This window comes from Desulfosporosinus hippei DSM 8344, from assembly GCF_900100785.1.
GTDB classification, from domain to species: Bacteria; Bacillota; Desulfitobacteriia; order Desulfitobacteriales; family Desulfitobacteriaceae; genus Desulfosporosinus; species Desulfosporosinus hippei.
The window spans coordinates 114,778-134,820 of the sequence record NZ_FNCP01000006.1 but is presented as its reverse complement, the minus strand read 5'-3'; the positions used below and the strand labels follow the sequence as shown (position 1 = coordinate 134,820).

Here is a 20,043-nt window from a genome sequence, read left to right as displayed (position 1 = left end):
ATCCATTGAAAGGGATGATCTTTTGAATTTCTCGGCATCCGAACTAATTTCCTTTATGGGGTTAGTAACTATACTCGTTATGATTCCTGGTCCAAATACTATATTAGTCGCCCAATCAGTTAGTCTATATGGTAAGAAAGCGGGACTCTATAACGTAGTTGGCTTTATTTCCGGTCTTTACGTTCACGCTATTCTCTTTTCCATAGGTCTATCCATATTGATCATTAAATCATCAGAGATATTTCAGACAGTTAAACTTTTAGGTGCAGGATACCTGGCAACTCTTGGGGCTATTAGCTTATATTCTGCTTATAAAAATGATTTAAAAGATATTGATGATGTGCCCGGTAGAAGTGATACTACTCATCAATACGTACAGAAGCAATAATAAAGTCTTTTCTCAAAGGTTTTACTTCCAGCGTCACAAATCCTAAGGCGGCCTTATTTTTCATATCTTTTTTCCCTCAGTTTATTCACAACTATTCTAATGTATTAGTTCAATCGTTATCTTTGACAATGTTATATTCAATTGTGTCTTTAGCTTGGTATTCTTTACTTATCTTCTTCATCCATAGATGTAGCAAGGTTTTCAAAAGCAGCAGGGTTCAAAGAAGAATAAAAATCATAACCGGTTTTATTTTCCTTAGCTTAGGCTTAAATTAGCTACCCAAAAATAATGTATCTAAAAATTTCAGAAGCATGAAATCTTTAGATGACCTGTAGCTATTAGGGCAAACATATTTGTATTTAAGTTCCGGATCAATACCTAAAACCAGTACTACATTAGATATTTACGGCCACAGCTCTACCCTTGGCAAAGAAAGAGCCATCGCGCGTTTAGGAGATCTCATAAAATCAGCTCGATAAAACCACAAAAGATCGGTCAACCCGATCTTTTTTATTTTGCATCATATTTTTTTCCCCGTTGCAGTAAAATTGCAGTCAAAAGGATTTTGATATACTGTTGCAGTAATAATCAAAACACCGCAATCCCTTGCGGTGTCTACGTTTTCTTATGGAGCGGACGACGAGATTCGAACTCGCGATCCTCGGCTTGGGAAGCCAATGCTCTACCGCTGAGCCACGTCCGCATTATATTGGAGAGTTTGTCCTTTTTATCATTGGACACCTTTTTCCTGACAAAGAGAATTATAAGCGGAAAGCTCAAATCTGTCAACTTCTAATGCCAAAGGTTATTAGACTACCGGGAAACCGATATATTCCGATATGTATCCGATTTGCTGATCTGAAAGAGAATCAAACTCGGAGTTTTTAGCTGCAGTAAATACGCAAGTCCCCATGACCCAACCTAGCCGGTCATCGTAGAAATTCCTTCCTAGTTCTTGGCCTTCACCTTTCTCATTACAGATACACACAATGTTGTCTGTTATAGGTACGATTTCAATAGACTCTCCAACCATTTCTTGGAAGTCTTCAAACGTACCTTCAATTTCCTTCAACTGTAAAGGCTGATTGATCGGTTCTCTTACTAATACTCTCAATCTAACTACCTCCTCTATTTTACTATGGACTTAGATATAAAGTCACTTCAGGTAAGAATACCTCAATATTCATAAATATTCTACCCTTAGTAAAATAAAAGAACCTCCAAAACTTTAGTTAACCTTGGAAGGAGTCTGCCCAATTTGCGAGCTCCCCTCTAAAGTTCTTGGATAATGTTAAAATTTTACAATAGGGTTGGCTTCTGAAATGCTCCATGTACGGTACAAAACCGCTTTTAGCAGCTGGAATATCAATCTGGCCTGAATGTCCAATACATATAACTTTGCATGAATCATGGACTCGAGTAAATATCTTTCTTAGTTCTTGCACGGTGAAATTTTGGCATTCATCTATAATGATCGTCATATCTTTAAGATTAGTTCCTCTAAGAAATAAAGGAGTCTTAGGATAACACCAAATGCTATCCATTACGCGCTTCATACTTACCTTTCTACGTATAGCTTCGTTCACTAGCGCCTCTTCATTATAAACACATTGAGCTGGGTTCTCATTTATTTCTAATAAAGCATCTATCAAGGGTTGATGATAAATGCTTTCCTTCTCTGACTGAGTCCCAGGTCTAAAACCCATTGCGGATTCTTGGACTGGATTAAAAATATATGTAAGTGGCTGCTTAAAAAGCTTAGCACATGCAACCGCCAAAGTTGTTTTTCCAGTTCCCGCCTTAGCATTAACCATTACTAATTGATAATCAAATATTGCATCAACATATTCACGTTGTTCTGCCGTCAGTCTAGGTGCAAACCCAAACAGCAAGTTATTCTCCGCTAAGGGCATAGTCCTCACCATCCTTTTGTGAATCCTTAAGTCCTTTGTTCCTGTTATTGTTAATTCATCCACAATAACTGACAATTCATTTTCTAGTATTTCTAAAAATGTTAACTTAATTCAATAGCATTTGCAATCTATAACTCTTAGACAACCTTCACAAATATTAAATACACAAAAAAAGTCCTGATATTTCCTCTCAGGAAATTTACAGAACCTTAGGTTTTGCTATCTAATTATGACCTTATAACTACATCCATATGATGGTGCCTCAGGACGGAATCGAACCGCCGACACGAGGATTTTCAGTCCTCTGCTCTACCGACTGAGCTACCGAGGCAAACAAAATGGTGACCCGTACGGGATTCGAACCCGTGTAACCGCCGTGAAAGGGCGGTGTCTTAGACCGCTTGACCAACGGGCCATTATAGTTTGTGAGGCATTTAAAAGGCGCTCACAAATATGAATATTACACTAAGTAGCTACTTTTGTCAACACTAATTCTTTAATTCTTATAGTTATTTGGCAAATTTCTTGCGCTTAGAAATGCCATTTTACTTTAAAAATGAAACTACCAAATTTATTATACCTTTTCAGGTTTTCGAACTACTTTTTTAAGTAGTCTCTGACGTTTAAGAGGATTTATCCCATTTAGGTAATCATTAACAGCAAACACGTTGGGTATAAAGAAAGGATGACTTAGTCTTCATGACGCCCCCACTATAGATATAGAATGGGGGCGCTAAAAGGCTAGGCCATCTTATAACTCATTTCACTAAACCTTATTAATCTACGCTAAACTTCTTTAAAGTTTCCTGCAACTCTTCCGCCATATTAGCCAACACCTGGCTGGAAGAGGCAATTTCCTCCACCGAGGCTGATTGTTCCTCTGTGGCCGCCGATACAGTTTGGGTCTGTCCTGTAATTTCTTTACTCGTCTCATAGATCTCCGAAACGGAGGCGACTATTCTTTCACTGCCTACAGCCATTTGTTGAATCTCTTCAGAGATTTCTTCAATCTGTGCGGTTACTACATTAATTAAACCCGTTATTTCGCTAAAGGCTTGTCCTGCGGTTTCTGCTACCTCTGTTCCCAATTTGACTTGATGGGTACCTTCACTAATCGATAACACAGCCTTTTGTGTATCTTGCTGGATACCCGCAATTAGTGTCGCAATTTGCTTTGAGGCTTCTTGAGACTGTTCTGCCAACTTTCTTACCTCGTCTGCAACCACCGCAAAACCACGACCCTGTTCGCCGGCTCGTGCTGCTTCAATGGCCGCATTCAAGGCGAGAAGATTGGTCTGGGCTGCAATACCGGAAATGGTATCTACAATTTGTCCGATCTCCTTGGAACGCTCTCCTAAGTTCGTAACCATATCGGCTGATCCGGTGACCGTTCTTTCAATGTTCATCATTTGCTGAATCGTCTTATCGATCGCCTGACTTCCTTCAGACGCGGAGTGTGCAGTCTTTTCCGATGACTTTACCACTGTTTTCGCATTCTCCAACATATGTTGGATTCCTGCTGACATCTCTTCGACGCTTGCCGATGTCTCATTGACGGCAGTCAGCTGTTTCTCAGCACCTAAAGATACCTCCGTTATAGCTACCGCCACTTGGTGCGAGGCTTGAGCAGATTGCTCCGCTCCCAGACTCAACTGCTGAGATGAGGCAGCAACTTGCTTGGAAGACGATGATATATGTTCAACCAGCTCAATTAAGTTTTCCGTCATTGTTTTAAAAGCTTTGCCCAGTTGACCTAACTCATCTTTAGAATCAATACTAAGATTCTCAACCTTGAGGTTTCCTTTGGCAATTTCATCGGCATTTTTGGCTATTGCTACAATATTATTTGTGATCTTCTTACTTAACATAGTCCCTAGCATAAGTGATATTCCTATAGCAACGAACATGGATACTAGCGTGAAAATAATGTCTTGTTTAGCTTTTTGTTCTAATTCAAGTTGTTTGGCTTCAACAAGTTTATCAATATTATCTACCCAATTCCCAGTCCCGATTACCCAATTATAGGGTTTAAATAGCAAGGAATAGCACTTTTTCGGCAAAGGCTCTGTTTCATTCGGCTTAGCAAAACTATAATTTGTAAAGCCCCCGCCATCCTGAGTTCCTTTAGCAATTATCTCTTGGATAAAAAAACTTCCCGAGCTATCTTTGGCTTCATAGCGAGATTTACCTTCAGTATCTCTTCCCAGCAGAACAACGTTTATTCCCTCTGTGGTATCAATCCAAAAGTAATTGCCATCATCAAAGCGCAAATTTCTTACTAAATCCGCCGCCTTCTTCTTTGCTTCTTCTGGAGTCAATTCTCCTCTTTGCTGGCTATTGTAAACATCCTGTACTAAGCTGTGAGCAGTCTGTACCTGTAGCATAATCGTCCGATCGAATTGATCGTACAGGGTAGTTCGATACTGTTCAAGATTAGCCTTTTCTGCAACTAGTAAATTATAAATGCTGTACCCACCGAGAATGGAACCCATAATAAGGGCTAATGTTATTAACATAAGAATAATTCGGTACTTAATTTTTGTCATTTCTGTATATCCCCTTCTGTCAAATACTTATAGCTGCAGAACAATGACAAAACCTATCCAAGGCTACATAAACAACTGTACCTGAACTTACATGACTTAGCTAAAACTAGTCATCTAGTCAGTGTTCTATCCAATGTAGAGATTTCGATAGTGTCATATTTCTCTTATGAATATATCACATCAAGTGCCAATATTATATACATATCGCCAATTTAATCCTGATTTCGACACGCTGTAACTATTTCCTTAATTTCAAACATTTAACTTGACTGCCTCTCAATAACATACCTTGATCCTCAAAATTCCTTATTGTATGCTGAAATCTTAATCTTTCTCTGGAACAGTCTAGACAGAGCTGCTAAAACATCCCACTAAGATAGCAAAAAGGGAAGCATATCAAAGACACGCTTCCCTTTTCTAATTAGTATTATAAAATTGAGCAGTAGTACTCCTAAAAAATCTCTCCGCGGACAATAGTTTGCTCACGCCCAGGTCCTACTGCTACTAAGGTAGCCTGCACTCCAGACAATTCTTCAATCCGCAGAATATAGTTTTGAGCTGCCTGAGGCAGTTCTTCAAAGCGACGAACTTGGGTAATATCTTCGTTCCAACCGGGCATTTCCTCATAAACAGGCTGACATAGCTTGAATATTTTTTGGCTTTGGGGGAATTCACGGATAATCTGTCCGTCAACACTATAGCCCACGCAAATTTTAAGTTTCTCAAATCCTGTTAGAACATCAAGTTTAGTCACTGCAAAATCTGAAATTCCACTCACTCGAACAGCATAACGAGCTATGACCGCATCAAACCAGCCGCATCGTCGTGCCCGACCAGTCGTAGTTCCAAACTCGTGTCCATTCTTCCGCATTTCTTCCCCAACTTCATCTAATAACTCAGTAGGAAAAGGTCCTTCTCCGACACGAGTGGTATAGGCTTTAATAACCCCAATTACACGATTGATACGAGTAGGGCCTACTCCCGCTCCAATACAAGCTCCACCAGCAATCGGATGGGAAGAGGTTACAAACGGGTAGGTACCATGGTCTATGTCCAGCAGAGTGCCTTGTGCTCCCTCAAAGAGAACTTTCTCTCCTGCTTTAATGCTTTCATCAATGGTAAGGGAGCTGTCTGTGACCATTGAACGGATTTTTTCCGCATAGCCCATATAGGTATCGTAAATCTCGTCGAAGCCGAGAGCTTCCTTGCCATAGACCTTTACAAACAAATTATTCTTTTCTACTAAATTCCGCCGAAGCTTCTCAGCAAACTCATCCTTGTCTAATAAATCAATCACACGGATTCCAATTCGAGACGCTTTATCCATATAGGCGGGCCCAATTCCCCGCTTGGTGGTTCCGATTTTATGGTCCCCACGTGCCTCTTCTTCCAAGCCGTCCAGTACCCTGTGGTAGGGCATAATAATATGAGCATTGCTGCTAATGACTAGTTTCCCTGTTTTAATACCACGCTTCTCCAGATAATCCAATTCTTCTAGTAGTACCTTCGGATCAATCACTACACCATTGCCAATAACACATGTCTTGTCTTCATAAAGGATTCCAGAAGGTATAAGATGGAGTTTAAACTCTTCTCCATTTGCCACAACCGTGTGACCAGCATTATTTCCGCCTTGATATCTAACAACAACATTTGCTTTCTCTGCCAGGAAATCTGTTATCTTGCCCTTTCCCTCGTCCCCCCATTGAGAACCAATTAACACAACAGCAGCCATATAGATTTTCCTCCCATCTTTCCAGCTCTAATCTTCTAATCCTAGTCGCTTAAAGATATCCTCCACGTGACGCAGATGATAGCCTAAATCAAATAAGCCTTGAATCTCCACTTTCGTCAAATAGTTTAGAACCCGACTATCCTCAGATACAACATCTATAAAATCCAGCCCTTGATCCCAGGCATGAAAAGCATTTTGTTGAACCCAAGCGTAGGCCTCTTCTCTCATACATCCATGTTCAACAAGTGCCAAAAGTACGCGTTGAGATGATGTCAATCCATAGGTCTTCTGGAGATTCTTCTTCATCTGATCATCACGAATTTTGAGTCCAGAAATAACCTTGGTCATCTGGCGAAGCATATGATCCAGCAAAATACAACTGTCCGGGAGAATGATCCGCTCCACGGAAGAATGAGTCATATCCCTCTCATGCCAAAGGGCAATATTTTCCATTGCTGCTAGAGCATTTCCTCTTAACAGTCTCGACATTCCGGACACTTGCTCGCAAATGATTGGATTGCGCTTATGGGGCATTGCAGAAGAGCCCTTTTGCCCTTCTGCAAAGGGTTCTTCAACTTCTAGGATATCCGTACGTTGCAGGTTTCGAATTTCTGTGGCTATTTTTTCGATAGAGCCGCCAACCAGGGCTAAGGTAGTAACAAAATGGGCGTGTCTATCTCTTTGCAAGATTTGATTACTTACCAGAGCATTTCCTAACTTCAGTTCCTGACATACAGCCTCTTCTATTTCTGGAGAGACGTTAGCATAGGTTCCGACAGCGCCTGAAATTTTTCCCGCACTAACTGATTCTATAGCTTGGTCAAGACGTTCGCTTTGGCGGTCAATCTCGGCAATCCATAAGGCTAGCTTCAAGCCAAAGGTAAGGGGCTCTGCATGAATGCCATGTGTCCGCCCGACCATTACGGTATACTTACTCTCCAACGCTCGCTTAGCCAAGGCATCTCGTAACTCTTTTAAGTCTTTCTTAAGCAACAGCCCGGAATCTCTTAAGACAAGGCTTAATGCCGTGTCTTTAACATCGGAAGAGGTCAAGCCAAGGTGCAAATATTTCCCCGACTCCCCTATTTCCTCTACGACTGCTTGCAAAAAAGCAATTAGGTCATGGCGCACGATAGCTTCTATTTCTAAAACCCTTTTTGGATTAACTTTGGCCTTTTCCCGAATTTCCTTCATAGCTCCTTGAGGGATTTCCCCCCGCTTAGCCATAACCTCGGCGACTGCTAATTCAACTTGCAGCCAGCGTTCATATTCATATCCGTCCTGCCACAGTTTTCCCATTTCCTGATGCGTATATCGATCGAGCAACAAACTTCGCCCCCAGTCATTCTTAACCCCTTAGATGGATCTAAATTGTTATACTTAATTACTAACTATTCTTTAGCGACAATATCTCTGGCAACAACAATTCCTGTGGCCGAAGCCTGCATTAACCCTCGGGTTATTCCTGCTCCGTCTCCTATGGCATATAACCTAGGTATGGTTGTTTCAAAATTTGGCGCAACTTTAACTTTAGATGAGTAAAATTTAACCTCTACCCCGTATAATAGTGTGTTTTTGGAATACATACCAGGGGCAATTTTATCAAAGGCTTTCAACGTCTCAATCAGAGAGGTCAAGTAGCGTTCAGGGAGTACATAACTCAGGTCTCCCGGAACAGCTGAACGAAGAGTTGGAACCGTTGTAGACTTCCGTAAGCGTTCCTCTGTGGTACGTCTCCCTTGTAAAAGATCTCCTAAGCGCTGAACCATTACACCCCCACCAGTCAGCATATTAGCCAATCGGGCGACATATCGTCCATATTCTATTGGTTGGTTAAAGGGTTCAGTGAAACGAGTGGACACTAATAAGGCGAAATTCGTATTCTTAGTTTTTTTAGTCGCATCGGCATAACTATGTCCGTTTACAACCGCAATATTCCCGTCATAGTGCTCTTCTGAGACTACACCGCCGGGATTGACACAAAAGCTCCGTGTCTTCAAATCATAGGTATCTGAATAATACACTAGCTTAGGTTCATATAGTTCACGTGTTAAATGATCAATTATAGAATTAGGAACCTCGACACGTACACCTATATCCACCTCATTGTTTTCTGTTACGACACCCAAGCGAACTGTCTGATCGGCAAGCCAATTCGCTCCGCCCCGGCCAGGGGCTGCAACCACATAGCGGGCATACACTTCATCAAGTTCTTCTTCACTTCGACGTTGAATTTCAGCACCGATAGCACCTTCCGAGTCGGCAAGGATATTCTTTACCTCAGCGAGTTCCCAAAAAATTGTATTGGTCTTTTGCATAAGATGCTCATACATACCCTTGAGGACATCGTAAGCCAGTTCTGTTCCTAAATGTCGAACAGGGCAATGAATCAGGGTAATATTGTGACGAGATGCTTCATACTCAATCTCTTCAACCCGACGGTTATCTAAGCCGTACACTGTTTCTTGAGCTCCGAAATGTCTGTAGATAGAATCGGCATAATCAATTAAATCTTGAGCTTGATCTTCTCTCATATATTCAACTAAACGACCGCCTACTGCAGGACTTAGAGACAACTTTCCATCACTGAAAGCTCCTGCGCCCGACCACCCTCTGGTAATAGCACAAGGATTACAGCCTCCGCAAACTCCTGTAGTACGCGCAGGACACTTTCGCTTTTCAATACTTCGCCCATTATCAACAATTAGAATTTTCAGATCCTTATTATGCTTCGTTAACTCTAAGGCCGTAAAAATTCCGGCCGGACCGGCTCCGATAATTAAGACATCAACATTATGTTTCAATGGTTTTCCCTCCTAAGAGCCGTTAATTTTTAGAATTATAAATAACCACATTCGCAAACAATTTTATCTTAACAATCCAGCCTCTCATTGTCAATCCAATTGTCGAACATTAATCTAAAAAATACATAAAACATTCGACATTTCGACTTCACTAATTTATCATAAAAACACACAAAAAACCCTTGCTAAAATTCGCAAGGGAAAATATGACTTAAGCACTTTGATGTTGTCGATCAAGATTCACAAACTTAGTGAACTCTTTAAGAAAACCTAACTCAACGGTACCTACCGGGCCATTCCGGTGTTTTGCAATAATCAATTCCGCAATTCCCTTTTTCTCTGACTCCGGATGATAATACTCATCTCGATAAATAAATGAAATCACATCCGCATCTGCTTCAATTGCCCCTGACTCTAGCAAATCTGACATAATTGGTCGCTTATCTTGGCGTTGTTCAACTCCTCGATTAAGCTGAGACAAAGCAATGACCGGTACTTTAAGTTCACGAGCCAGACCCTTAAGCGATCTGGAGATCTGGGCAACTTCCTGCTGTCGGCTCTCAGATTTTTTTCCAACCGACAAGAGCTGAAGGTAATCAATAATTATCATCCCTAAATTGTGCTCCGTCTTTAGTCTCCGAGACTTTGAACGAAGCTCCGCCAAGGAAATACCAACGGTATCATCAATAAAGATTGGCGCATCAGAGAGCGGCCCCACTGCCCGGGTCAACTTAGGCCAATCCGCATCTAATAGATCTCCCGTCCTTACACGTTGTTGGTCGACCATAGCCTCTCCGCAGAGCATTCGTTGAACTAACTGTTCCTTAGACATTTCTAAACTAAAAATTGCCACAGGCACCTTAGCTCGAACTGAAGCATTTTGGGCCATATTTAGTACCATGGCCGTTTTACCCATTGAAGGTCTCGCTGCAATAATCACTAAATCTGAAGGCTGCCATCCGGAGGTCATTCTGTCTAACTCGGTGAAAAAAGTAGGAACACCTGTGAGATTTCCTTTATTAGCGTAAAGATGCTCAATTTTTTCAAAAGTATCTAACAAAACATCCCGAATCGCACTAAACCCATCTTTAACTCGTTGTCTGGAAAGATCCAGAATCAGTTTTTCTGCTTCTTCTAATAGGGAATGGGCTTCTTCCCCTGGCTCATAGCCCCGTTCCAGAATACTGCTAGTTGCCCGAATAAGCTGACGAAGAAGGGATTTTTCCGAAACGATCCGCGCATAATATTCGACATTTGCCGCAGTAGGAACGGAACGGGCAATTTCAGAAATTGTGGTTATGCCACCGACTTGTTCCAATCGCCCTTGGCGGTGTAAAGCCTCAGCAACACTGACCAGGTCAACCGGATCCCCCTTTTCCGAGAGATCGCGAATTGCTGAAAACATTAAACGGTGATTGTCTCGATAAAAGTCATCCGGTTGAAGCATCTCAAAGACCGCACTTCCAGCCTCCGGTTCAAGCATCATTGCCCCTAAGACCGCTTGTTCGGCCTCTAAATTCTGTGGTGGAACTTTTATGAGTTCCATATTCTCTCTCCTCCGGTTCTAATCGGCATTGATGCCAAGAATCCCTGCAAATAAAAGAAAGTAAAAGGGCCTTTGGGAAAAGTTATAACTTTTAATCTTGAATAAAAATGTGGCTCATTGCCTCTTCAATCGTACTGACCGCTACAACTTCTATTCCTTGTAAACTTTGCGGTACATCCGCCATATTTTCAAATGGAATTAAAACTTTTCGAACTTCAACCTGCTTAGCACCGAAAATCTTTTCATAAATGCCGCCAACGGGTTTAACTTTGCCTTGGATGGAAATCTCACCTGTCACAGCAACATCCTGTCGAAGAGGCTGTTTTTTTAAAGCACTATAAATGGCTAGGGTGGTTGCCAGTCCAGCTGAAGGACCATCAATCTTCGCCCCACCAATTACATTAACATGAACATCATAATTCCGGATATCTTCCCCTGTAAGGTCACGAATAACAGCGGCTGCATTAAAGACAGCATCCCTGGCCATACTTCCTGCTGTTTCATTAAATCGAATGGTCCCTTTACCCTCTAAGCCTGTAAAGGTAATCGCCTCAATCTCCAAAACAGAACCCAAAAAGCCTGCTACTCCCAGTCCTAACACTCTGCCAATTTCCACATTGCTTTGAACCTTACGGAAAATAAAAGGGGTAAGCCGGGCAGATCGCAGAACCTCATAAACATCTGCGCTTGTCACTCTTACTTGCTCTTGATCCGGGTTACGATACCTAGCTAGACCATAGGCATCTGTCAAAATACTATTGGCCTTCCTACCCTCAATGACGTATTCACTAATTATCTCCGGAACATTGTCGTCTAAAATTACACCCAGCTTTTCACCTGCCTGGTAAATAATTCTTTGGACATCTTTCGGTTCCAAAGGGACAAAGAATACCTCAGAGCAGCGTGAACGCAGGGCTGGATTAAGCTCGCCAGGATCCCGGGTGGTGGCTCCAATGAGCACAAAATCTGCCGGAGCCCCCTCATCAAAAAGCTTCTTAATCCATTGTGGTATCTGCACATTACCAGGATCATAGTAAGAGGAATCAAAAAACGCCCGCTTATCTTCAAGCACTTTAAGAAGCTTATTCAAAAGCAAAGGATCCATTTCTCCAATTTCATCGATAAAAAGAATCCCTCCATGAGCATCGCTTACTAAGCCCATTTTCGGTTCAGGAATACCTGTATCTGCTAAGTCATGCTTGGCACCTTGATAGATTGGATCGTGTACGGAACCTAAGAGAGGGTTAGTTACATCCCGAGGATCCCACCTTAAGGTTGTTCCATCCACTTCAACAAAGGGAGCATCCTTAGAAAAAGGAGAAAAGGAGCGCTTCTTGACTGTCTCCAAAGCAACCCTAGCCGCAGATGTTTTGCCTACTCCAGGAGGGCCATAAATAATCATATGTTGAGGATAGGGTGTCGCCAACTTTGCTAGGAGAGCCTGTACGGCAGCCTCCTGCCCAACAATTTCTTCTACAGCCTGAGGACGGAGTACATCAATAGCGGAGCGTTTAAGTGAAATAGTATTCATCTTTTCCAGAATAGCTAACTTTTTTAGAGTTTGGGCATTCTCGGGCCCAGTAGTTTCTTTAAGCACATTCATTTTAATCTCTTTGACGTAATCCTCATGCCGTTCTTGCATCTTCTCGGAAACTACACGTTCCAGACGATCTTCAACAGCACGCCGTGCAATAAGGTCTGCAATTTGCTCTTCAACTTCATCTAGGAATTGGGGTATTTCTTGCAGCTTTGGTATCCTTTGATCCGTCGGATCATCAGAGACAATTTTCTTTAATCCTGCAACACGCTCAGTCAGTATATCCGAGCGCATCAGCGCCAGTGCCTCCAAGCGACTGGCCTTAAGGACTAGCTTATCAGTTCCATAATAATTTGAAAGCAACACATAAAGTGCTTCAACTTCCCGACTCCACTCTTCCTCATCTTGTAACCGGTCTCCGTGATTTGCTTGATTTAACCATTTTGTCAAAATCCCTTTCATTAGGGGTCCCCTTTCACGAGAACAGATTATTTGATATCAGTTGAAATCGATTTTAGATTGAGCTTACATGTACCTGAAGCTTAGCAATAACCTCAGGATGAACCTTCACATTAACTTCATAACTGCCAAGAGCTTTAATCGGTTCTTTCAGATCTAACTTCCGTTTATCTATTTCCACACCATGCTGTTTTTTTAAGGCATCGGCAATCTCTTTACTGGTTACTGAGCCAAACAAACGGCCGCCTTCACCGGTTTTTGTTTTTACTTCTACTTTGAAGGTACTTAATTTATTCCCTAATAAAACAGCATCTTCTTTTTCTTTTAATTTACGTCGCTCTTCAACAGCCTTTTTATGAGAAATATCGTTAATATTACCTGTCGTAGCTTCAACAGCTAATTTTTTCGGGAATAGAAAATTTCTTGCATATCCATCTGCAACCTCTAAGATCTGTCCTTTTTTGCCGGTTCCTTTTACATCAGCTTGAAGAATTACCTTCATGAAAGCTCCCCCTTTATGATTCTTCCGGTAGACGACGGAAATTCACAACTAGATCAAACAATCCAAATATAATAATGCTCACAAAGCTAAACATGAAATAAATTAAATTCAATAAAATTAACACCCATTTAAGGATCCTGGGAATTTTCGGTGATTGTAACAGAAAAAGGTAGGCACAAATTCCTAAGACAAGGGTTAAGGCCCCATAAACAACCATAAGATTAATCCCTAGCCCCCGGATAAAAGCCCAAGAGAATTGATCCCCTAAGAGATAACAAGCAATTCCCAAAACTGCACCCCAAACTGAGTACCAGGGAAGACGCCAATGAGTAAACGGAACCCATACTAAATCCTTTCTAAAAAGGCGTCTCACAAAATAAAAAACAAAACCGAATTCAATAATCGCTAAAATCGCTGCTATACTCGGAATGACTAAAGCATAAATCTCAATTCCCTGTTGCAAAATATCTCGGATCTGCACCTCGTTTATCCCTTGCTGACCCATAATCTCCAGCATACCGGATGCTTGGTATTGTTCTATGGTTGTATTGATCATAGCACTTGCGGTATTAGCATCAATTCCATGCACAATAAAAGGTAGGGTCTGGGCTACTCCTAAGGTTCCTGCCAAGACAGCACTCCAAAAAAAATTCACCCGAACAGGCCATCCCTTTTGCCAGCCGAAAACTCCCAGCAAACCTGCCAGAGGTACGAAGCCTAGATAATTAATTGCGTTTACCCGATAGACAAGCAAGGCGGCGATATAGCCAAGGGTTAAAAAGATGGAGGCAGTAAGTATTCCTTTGCGACGACCTACGATAAATACACTAAACAATAAAAATACTTCCCAAAAAAATCCCCAGGTTCCCATAGCGATTCCCACAACCGGAAAGGTCATCAGAATTCCTCTGGCCAAATAATCTTGTGCCATTTCATCACTAATAAACATTATCTCCAACTTTCCCCATTAAAGTTAGTCCTCGGGAGCTAAGTAGCTTAATAATAAGCTCAAATCTCCCCATTGCTTTTCAAGACACATTTCATCCGTGATCTTTAAACTGTCTAAACGTTGCAATAACATACGATCAAGCCTTGAAAAATCAAAACCTAATCTTCTGGCTAACAAATAACTCATTCCTACAAGATCAGCTAAACCCTGAATCATTTCATCCTCAGATCCACTTAAAGTTCCATGATGAACAAGCCACTGTGCCTGAATTAGATTAACCTTTAGTTCATCAATAGCTTTTAATCCTTTAACCACATCTACTTCAATATCCAGAGATGCCCCCTCCTAATCTCCATCCATTTCAGAGGCCCCTACTTCTGTCTAAGTAGGAGTTCCATGCTCTGCATAATTCTCATCTCAGCTTAGGCTGCAACAGTTCACAATCTGCAAAAACTGTCAGAGAATACAAACCATGCCTACCAGATACAGTTCGTGATAAACCTATAAATCTCCTGCAGTTCTGATTAATGAAAATTTAACCATTGCACAACAATGTTAAGGGTATAAGGCAAAAATACAAAAGGGAGCTCTCGCTCCCTTTCTTCTACTCTACACTATATGGCAATAAAGCAATACTGCGAGCCCGTTTGATGGCCAATGTTACTTGGCGCTGATGCATAGCGCAGTTTCCTGAAATACGACGAGGTAATATCTTACCACGATCCGTAACGTATTTACGAATTTTATGTGTCTCTTTGTAATCCATTGACTCAACTTTATCTACACAAAAACTGCACACCCGCTTGCGTGGGCGACGTCCGCGTTCACGTTTCATACTAATTCTCCCCTTCCCTATTAGAATGGGATGTCATCATCCAAATTTACTTCATGTCCAAAGGAACTATTTCCTCCAGAGGATCTCGATTCTGCGCTTCCGCCTCCACTGTCTTTCGGACTTAGGAAACGAACATCTTCAGCAATAACCTCTGTTACCCAGCGCTTTTGACCATCTTGTCCAGTGTACGAACGCACCTGAATTCGACCATCAACTGATGCCAGTTTACCCTTAGCTAAATAATTAGCACAGAGTTCAGCAAGCTGCCGATAAACCACGCAATTAATAAAGTCGGTATCTCTTTCCCCTTGAGAATTCTTATAATTGCGATCAATTGCTAATGTAAAATTCGCAACCGCTACACCTGTTGGGGTGTATCGCAATTCGGGGTCTTTCGTCAAACGGCCTATCAAGATGACACGATTTAACATATATGCCCCCCCGCTCTATTAGTCGTCTTTTCTAACGGTTAAGAAACGGATTACATCGTCGGATATTTTCATAACCCGCTCAATTTCTTGAGATGTACGGCCTTCACCTTCGAAATTCATAAGGATATATTGGCCCTCTTTGTAATCATCAATTTCATAGGCTAACCGACGTTTACCCCACTTTTCAACCGTTAAGTTAGCTCCGCCATTGCTAGCAACGAGCCCGGCTAAACGATCTACAAGTGCCGTAGTTGCCTCTTCATCCAAGTCTGGACGAATGATATAAAGTAATTCATACGCTTTCATATTTGCACCTCCCCTCGGACTAAACGGCCCCGACTTTACGGAGCAGGGATATTTAGACTACCAAGCAGAAATTATACCACTTCAAACTTTAAAAAGCAACATTTTAAGATAACTTACCACATTCATAGTTTTTCTAATTATAATACGAGCACGCATTCTATACCTTAGCCCGATACTCCAAATCAATTTATTCTCTATACATTAAAACGGAAGTGAACAATATCTCCATTATTCATAATGTACTCTTTGCCTTCCAGACGAACTAACCCTTTATCTCTGGCACCATTTAATCCGTTAAACTCAACAAAATCTTTATAAGAAACTACTTCTGCTCGGATAAAACCGTGTTCAAAATCAGTATGAATTACCCCCGCAGCCTTTGGAGCTTTTGTTCCCTGATAAATAGTCCATGCTTTCACTTCAATGGGGCCAGCAGTAAAAAACGTCATTAAACCCAATAAGTGGAAGGCAACACGAATTAAGCGATCTAAGCCAGATTCTTCAAGCCCTAAGTCTTCCAGAAAAACAGCTTTTTCGTCTGCCTCAAGTTCCGCTATTTCCGCTTCAATTTGAGCGCAGACAACAACGACTTCCGCACCTTCTTCAGCGGCAATCTCCCGAACTTGTTGAACATAGGGATTATCAGCTGCTGTAGCTAACCCACTTTCACTAACATTAGCAACATAAAGCACCGGCTTTAGAGTCAAGAGTGGAAATCCCTTCAGAATCTCCTTCTCATCATCTGTAAAGGTCAAGGAACGGGCCCCTTTGCCTTGATTGAACACTTCCTTTAACCGTTCTAAAAGTGCAATTTCACTTTGTGCCTTTTTATCCCCCGTTTTTAGGAGTTTGGAGGTTCGATCTGAACGTTTCTCTATGCTTTCCATATCGGATAAGATTAATTCTAGATCAATCGTTTCTATATCTCGCTTTGGGTTTACATTACCTTCTACGTGGACAACATTCTCATCCTCAAAACACCGTACGACATGCACAATTGCGTCGACTTCACGAATATGAGATAAGAACTTATTACCTAAACCTTCCCCTTTACTTGCTCCTTTAACAAGTCCGGCTATGTCCACAAACTCCACAGTCGCTGGAACAACCTTTTTCGGATTAACCATCTCTGCCAGCTTTTGCAAACGTGAATCAGGAACCTCTACCATTCCAACATTAGGATCAATCGTGCAAAACGGATAATTTGCGGCTTCCGCCCCGGCTTGTGTGATGGCATTAAATAATGTCGACTTGCCTACGTTTGGCAAACCGACTATTCCTGCATGTAACGTCATGTCAGAACCTCCTCATAATACGCAAACGAACTACCTTTACCGATTATATGTGATGTTTTCATACACTGCAACCACTCTGCTCATTCAATCATGATACCCCAAAATAAGGTGACCCTGATCTCAGTTTCTATTTTTCATCAACCCGCTGAAGAATCTCTTTTAAATTTCGTTCGAGTTTGGCCCGCGGAATCCAGGCTTGATGCTGACATCCTAAACACTGTATGCGGAAATCCATTCCCGTTCTCATTACCTTCCAATCCAGACTTCCACACGGGTGTGGCTTGCGAAGTCGAACAATATCTCCTACATTTAACGGAATCATTCAGTGATACCCCCTGATCGAGATTCGGAATTCGAGGTACGAAGTCCGAAGGAAGAACTTACCACGTTTTACTTCTCATCTCGAATTTTTGAGTTTCCTACCAAGTCGCTAGATTTGAGTAACTTAGTTTGATCTCCAAACTAAACAAATGAACGAATAAACGTTAGTCTTTCTAAAGTAACTTTGTCGAGTTCTTAACCACTTGAATCCTTAATGGGATTAGTCACAAAGACATTTTGTTGTGGTGTGCGAATTCCTTCTTTTAAGAAAGCACTATGTATTTGCCTCCGCAGTTCTCTCTCCAAACTCCACTGTTCATTAGGCTGAGTAAAGGCAATTACTCTCAATACCGTATTCCTTTCACCAAACTGGATTACACCTTGTACGGTTGGCGGATCAATTATCTTATCACCAAACTCAATACCGACCTGTTCACAAACAGAATGCATTACAGCCATAGCCTTGTCCAAATCTTCATCATAAGGAACCTGAATATCTACTAAGGCCCTCATTTTACCTCTACTGTAGTTGGTAACCGCAGTGATACTACCATTTGGAATAATATGAAGTTCTCCGCCCCAATCTCTTAGATGTGTTGCCCTGATCCCCGTCTCTTCAACTACCCCTGAGAATTGACCGGTTTGTACATAATCGCCGACAGAAAATTGATCCTCAAAGAGGATGAAGAAACCTCCAATTATATCTTTAACAAGGCTCTGGGATCCAAAACCTAAGGCTACTCCTAAGACACTGGCGGAAGCCAGAAGGGTACCCGTATCAAAGCTAAAAAGGTGCTTAAGAACATGAATAATAGCCGTAAAGGCGATTAAATAAAACGCCATACTCTTAAGCAGCGAAAAGATCGTATTAGCCTTGCGTTCATCAAGCAGTTTTTTTCCTCTATGGTCTAGCAGCATCCGACGTAATAAGAAAATTGCTAACCCATAAGTAACACGTGCAATGATTAGTACTAAAATTATATATATCAGAGAATTTAAGATCGTCATTCCTAACTTTTGCCAATCAAAATCTAAGAAACTATTATTAATCCATAGACTATTCATGTTACTGTCTTCCTTTTAGTTAATGGATCAGCCGGAATATTTCAAAAATGCCTGGTAGCCCCGGATCATCATAACTAGGTCTACTATAGAGGCTATTTCCCAAGGTGCATGCATACTCAGAATTCCGACACCGCAATCTAAGACCTCCATGCCGTATATAGCCATGTATTGGGCTATCGTTCCTCCACCGCCTTGATCGACTTTTCCTAATTCTGCAGTTTGCCAACAAATCTTAGCATCATCAAAAATCCGCCGAACCTCCGCAACAAACTCTGCATTGGCGTCACTGGTATCATACTTCCCTTTAGAACCGGTATACTTACTGATAACCAGACCTCGTCCTAAAAAGGCAGAATTACGTTTATCCATAACCTCAGCATAATTAGGGTCGTAGCCGCCTGTGACATCTGCTGAGAGAGCTTTTGCTCGTGCTAAGGATCGTCTAACCAGTAAGCCATCATATTTACCGCTTTGCAAGGTAATCAGTTCGGCAATGAAGTTCTCTAAATAACGAGCCTTCATTCCCGTGTTAGAGTCACTGCCAATCTCTTCTTTATCCGCAAATAGAACCAGTGTTGTCCACTCCGGCTGTTGAATTTCTGCAACTGCTTTCCAAGCTGCAAAGGAGCAAATACGATCATCTTGACCATAACCGATTATTAAGCTTTTATCCAATCCTGAATAGCGGGCTTTACCGGCTGGAACAACCTCCAGCTCTGCGCTTACAAAGTCATCCTCTTCAATACCATATTTATCTCTGAGGATAACTAAGATTGCAGATTTCACCCGTTCTTCCCCTTCCCCCAAGGAAGGATTGTGCCCTAACAGAAGATTTAGGCCTTCTCCAGATACTGCTTCACTCAGCTTTTTGTTATATTGATCCTTTGCTAAATGCGGGAGTAAATCCGAAATTGTAAAAACAGGGTCTGCTTCATCTTCTCCAATAATTATTTCAACCTTCTGCCCGTTGCGCAAGAAGACGACTCCATGAAGAGATAGAGGGAGGGCCATCCATTGGTACTTTTTAATTCCCCCATAATAATGAGTTTTTAAGAAAGCCAACCCTTCCTCTTCATACAAAGGACGCTGCTTAATATCTAATCGCGGAGCATCAATATGGGTTGCGATTAGTCGAAAACCCTCGCTCAAAGGTCTCTGTCCTGAAATTGCTAAGATACCTGCTTTTCCTCGAACTGCCAAACAAACTCTTTGACCAGGTTGAAAGCCTTCAAGCTTATCTAGAGGTATAAAACCTTCCCGTTGAGCCCAACTCTCAATAATCTGCCAAGATTCTCGCTCAGTTTTTCCTTTACTCAAGAAAGAAAGGTATTCCGTTATAGCATCTCGTTCTTGATCTGATATCATTAGATCATCCCAGGCTAGTTTGACTTTTTTAGATCCCATGCAATCA

The 20,043-nt window shown here is 41.6% G+C and carries 20 protein-coding genes and 3 tRNA genes; 2 read left to right on the top strand and 21 right to left on the bottom strand.

All coding sequences use genetic code 11. The annotated features are described in order from the left end of the window. Window positions 1–55 precede the first annotated feature (55 nt). Together BLS16_RS07300 and BLS16_RS24860 are read left to right on the top strand one after the other, a co-directional pair. Window positions 56–388: a LysE family translocator gene (locus BLS16_RS07300; protein ID WP_207649736.1), complete on the top strand. Its 333-nt coding sequence runs from the start codon at window positions 56–58 to the stop codon at window positions 386–388. Further along, complete coding sequence (locus BLS16_RS24860) at window positions 370–663, top strand: LysE family translocator (RefSeq protein WP_092331737.1); 294 nt, start codon at window positions 370–372, stop codon at window positions 661–663. Before BLS16_RS07300 ends, BLS16_RS24860 begins: the two co-directional genes overlap by 19 nt. A 353-nt stretch (window positions 664–1,016) precedes the next feature. Here the strand turns inward: BLS16_RS24860 and BLS16_RS07290 are convergent. From BLS16_RS07290 to BLS16_RS07190, 21 genes are all read right to left on the bottom strand, one after another. Next, window positions 1,017–1,091, bottom strand: a tRNA-Gly gene (locus tag BLS16_RS07290). A 105-nt stretch (window positions 1,092–1,196) separates the two neighbouring features. Then, the gene (locus BLS16_RS07285; RefSeq protein ID WP_092331734.1) at window positions 1,197–1,502 is read right to left on the bottom strand and encodes a DUF3846 domain-containing protein; all 306 of its coding nucleotides are present in this window, start codon (window positions 1,500–1,502) and stop codon (window positions 1,197–1,199) included. Between the two features lie 118 nt (window positions 1,503–1,620). Then, a complete protein-coding gene (locus BLS16_RS07280; protein WP_014905325.1) occupies window positions 1,621–2,301 on the bottom strand; it encodes a PhoH family protein in 681 nt (226 codons plus the stop codon). Between the two features lie 255 nt (window positions 2,302–2,556). After that, a tRNA-Phe gene (locus BLS16_RS07275) sits at window positions 2,557–2,632 on the bottom strand. Between the two features lie 8 nt (window positions 2,633–2,640). After that, window positions 2,641–2,716 (bottom strand) — tRNA-Glu (locus BLS16_RS07270). Window positions 2,717–3,077: 361 nt separating this feature from the next. Further along, entirely contained in the window at window positions 3,078–4,847 is a 1,770-nt protein-coding gene (locus tag BLS16_RS07265) for a methyl-accepting chemotaxis protein (protein ID WP_092331732.1), read from the bottom strand. Window positions 4,848–5,298: 451 nt separating this feature from the next. Then, entirely contained in the window at window positions 5,299–6,582 is a 1,284-nt protein-coding gene (locus BLS16_RS07260; RefSeq protein ID WP_092331730.1) for an adenylosuccinate synthase, read from the bottom strand. Window positions 6,583–6,609: 27 nt separating this feature from the next. Further along, window positions 6,610–7,908 carry an adenylosuccinate lyase gene (gene purB / locus BLS16_RS07255; RefSeq protein ID WP_486598906.1) on the bottom strand — a complete coding sequence of 433 codons (1,299 nt, stop codon included), beginning with the start codon at window positions 7,906–7,908 and terminating at the stop codon, window positions 6,610–6,612. A gap of 65 nt (window positions 7,909–7,973) precedes the next feature. After that, window positions 7,974–9,386 carry an NAD(P)/FAD-dependent oxidoreductase gene (locus BLS16_RS07250; protein ID WP_092331725.1) on the bottom strand — a complete coding sequence of 471 codons (1,413 nt, stop codon included), beginning with the start codon at window positions 9,384–9,386 and terminating at the stop codon, window positions 7,974–7,976. A 211-nt stretch (window positions 9,387–9,597) separates the two neighbouring features. Further along, window positions 9,598–10,932, bottom strand: coding sequence for a replicative DNA helicase (dnaB, locus tag BLS16_RS07245; RefSeq protein ID WP_092331723.1), 1,335 nt, complete (start codon window positions 10,930–10,932; stop codon window positions 9,598–9,600). A 91-nt stretch (window positions 10,933–11,023) separates the two neighbouring features. Further along, a complete protein-coding gene (gene lonC, locus BLS16_RS07240; protein ID WP_092331720.1) occupies window positions 11,024–12,931 on the bottom strand; it encodes a Lon family ATP-dependent protease in 1,908 nt (635 codons plus the stop codon). Window positions 12,932–12,983: 52 nt separating this feature from the next. After that, the gene (gene rplI, locus BLS16_RS07235; RefSeq protein WP_092331717.1) at window positions 12,984–13,430 is read right to left on the bottom strand and encodes a 50S ribosomal protein L9; all 447 of its coding nucleotides are present in this window, start codon (window positions 13,428–13,430) and stop codon (window positions 12,984–12,986) included. Window positions 13,431–13,443: 13 nt separating this feature from the next. After that, on the bottom strand, window positions 13,444–14,361 hold the full coding sequence (locus BLS16_RS07230) for a DUF2232 domain-containing protein (RefSeq protein WP_242876223.1): 918 nt from the start codon (window positions 14,359–14,361) through the stop codon (window positions 13,444–13,446). Between the two features lie 42 nt (window positions 14,362–14,403). Next, window positions 14,404–14,694 (bottom strand): MazG-like family protein, encoded by a 291-nt coding sequence (locus BLS16_RS07225; RefSeq protein ID WP_014905335.1) that lies wholly within the window; start codon window positions 14,692–14,694, stop codon window positions 14,404–14,406. Between the two features lie 289 nt (window positions 14,695–14,983). Next, window positions 14,984–15,214, bottom strand: coding sequence for a 30S ribosomal protein S18 (gene rpsR, locus BLS16_RS07220; RefSeq protein ID WP_014905336.1), 231 nt, complete (start codon window positions 15,212–15,214; stop codon window positions 14,984–14,986). A gap of 20 nt (window positions 15,215–15,234) precedes the next feature. Beyond that, window positions 15,235–15,645 (bottom strand): single-stranded DNA-binding protein, encoded by a 411-nt coding sequence (locus BLS16_RS07215; protein WP_092331712.1) that lies wholly within the window; start codon window positions 15,643–15,645, stop codon window positions 15,235–15,237. Window positions 15,646–15,663: 18 nt separating this feature from the next. Then, window positions 15,664–15,951: a 30S ribosomal protein S6 gene (gene rpsF / locus BLS16_RS07210; protein ID WP_014905338.1), complete on the bottom strand. Its 288-nt coding sequence runs from the start codon at window positions 15,949–15,951 to the stop codon at window positions 15,664–15,666. 194 nt (window positions 15,952–16,145) lie between these two features. After that, window positions 16,146–17,246, bottom strand: a complete 1,101-nt coding sequence (gene ychF, locus BLS16_RS07205) for a redox-regulated ATPase YchF (protein ID WP_092331709.1) — start codon at window positions 17,244–17,246, stop codon at window positions 16,146–16,148. 127 nt (window positions 17,247–17,373) lie between these two features. Then, window positions 17,374–17,568 (bottom strand): DUF951 domain-containing protein, encoded by a 195-nt coding sequence (locus BLS16_RS07200; RefSeq protein WP_092331706.1) that lies wholly within the window; start codon window positions 17,566–17,568, stop codon window positions 17,374–17,376. Between the two features lie 194 nt (window positions 17,569–17,762). After that, complete coding sequence (locus tag BLS16_RS07195) at window positions 17,763–18,632, bottom strand: mechanosensitive ion channel family protein (RefSeq protein ID WP_092331703.1); 870 nt, start codon at window positions 18,630–18,632, stop codon at window positions 17,763–17,765. 27 nt (window positions 18,633–18,659) lie between these two features. Then, entirely contained in the window at window positions 18,660–20,036 is a 1,377-nt protein-coding gene (locus tag BLS16_RS07190; RefSeq protein ID WP_092331701.1) for an aminopeptidase, read from the bottom strand. Window positions 20,037–20,043: the final 7 nt, after the last annotated feature.

Excerpts from the sequence above, each read along its gene's own strand:
- ychF (WP_092331709.1), bottom strand. The coding sequence starts at position 17,246 with ATGACGTTACATGCAGGAATAGTCGGTTTGCCAAACGTAGGCAAGTCG.
- BLS16_RS07195 (WP_092331703.1), bottom strand. The coding sequence starts at position 18,632 with ATGAATAGTCTATGGATTAATAATAGTTTCTTAGATTTTGATTGGCAA.
- BLS16_RS07200 (WP_092331706.1), bottom strand. The coding sequence starts at position 17,568 with ATGATTCCGTTAAATGTAGGAGATATTGTTCGACTTCGCAAGCCACAC.
- BLS16_RS07230 (WP_242876223.1), bottom strand. The coding sequence starts at position 14,361 with ATGGCACAAGATTATTTGGCCAGAGGAATTCTGATGACCTTTCCGGTT.
- BLS16_RS07300 (WP_207649736.1), top strand. The coding sequence starts at position 56 with ATGGGGTTAGTAACTATACTCGTTATGATTCCTGGTCCAAATACTATA.
- BLS16_RS07265 (WP_092331732.1), bottom strand. The coding sequence starts at position 4,847 with ATGACAAAAATTAAGTACCGAATTATTCTTATGTTAATAACATTAGCC.
- lonC (WP_092331720.1), bottom strand. The coding sequence starts at position 12,931 with ATGAAAGGGATTTTGACAAAATGGTTAAATCAAGCAAATCACGGAGAC.
- dnaB (WP_092331723.1), bottom strand. The coding sequence starts at position 10,932 with ATGGAACTCATAAAAGTTCCACCACAGAATTTAGAGGCCGAACAAGCG.
- BLS16_RS07260 (WP_092331730.1), bottom strand. The coding sequence starts at position 6,582 with ATGGCTGCTGTTGTGTTAATTGGTTCTCAATGGGGGGACGAGGGAAAG.
- BLS16_RS07215 (WP_092331712.1), bottom strand. The coding sequence starts at position 15,645 with ATGTTAAATCGTGTCATCTTGATAGGCCGTTTGACGAAAGACCCCGAA.
- rpsF (WP_014905338.1), bottom strand. The coding sequence starts at position 15,951 with ATGAAAGCGTATGAATTACTTTATATCATTCGTCCAGACTTGGATGAA.
- BLS16_RS07190 (WP_092331701.1), bottom strand. The coding sequence starts at position 20,036 with ATGGGATCTAAAAAAGTCAAACTAGCCTGGGATGATCTAATGATATCA.
- rplI (WP_092331717.1), bottom strand. The coding sequence starts at position 13,430 with ATGAAGGTAATTCTTCAAGCTGATGTAAAAGGAACCGGCAAAAAAGGA.
- BLS16_RS07280 (WP_014905325.1), bottom strand. The coding sequence starts at position 2,301 with ATGCCCTTAGCGGAGAATAACTTGCTGTTTGGGTTTGCACCTAGACTG.
- rpsR (WP_014905336.1), bottom strand. The coding sequence starts at position 15,214 with ATGAAACGTGAACGCGGACGTCGCCCACGCAAGCGGGTGTGCAGTTTT.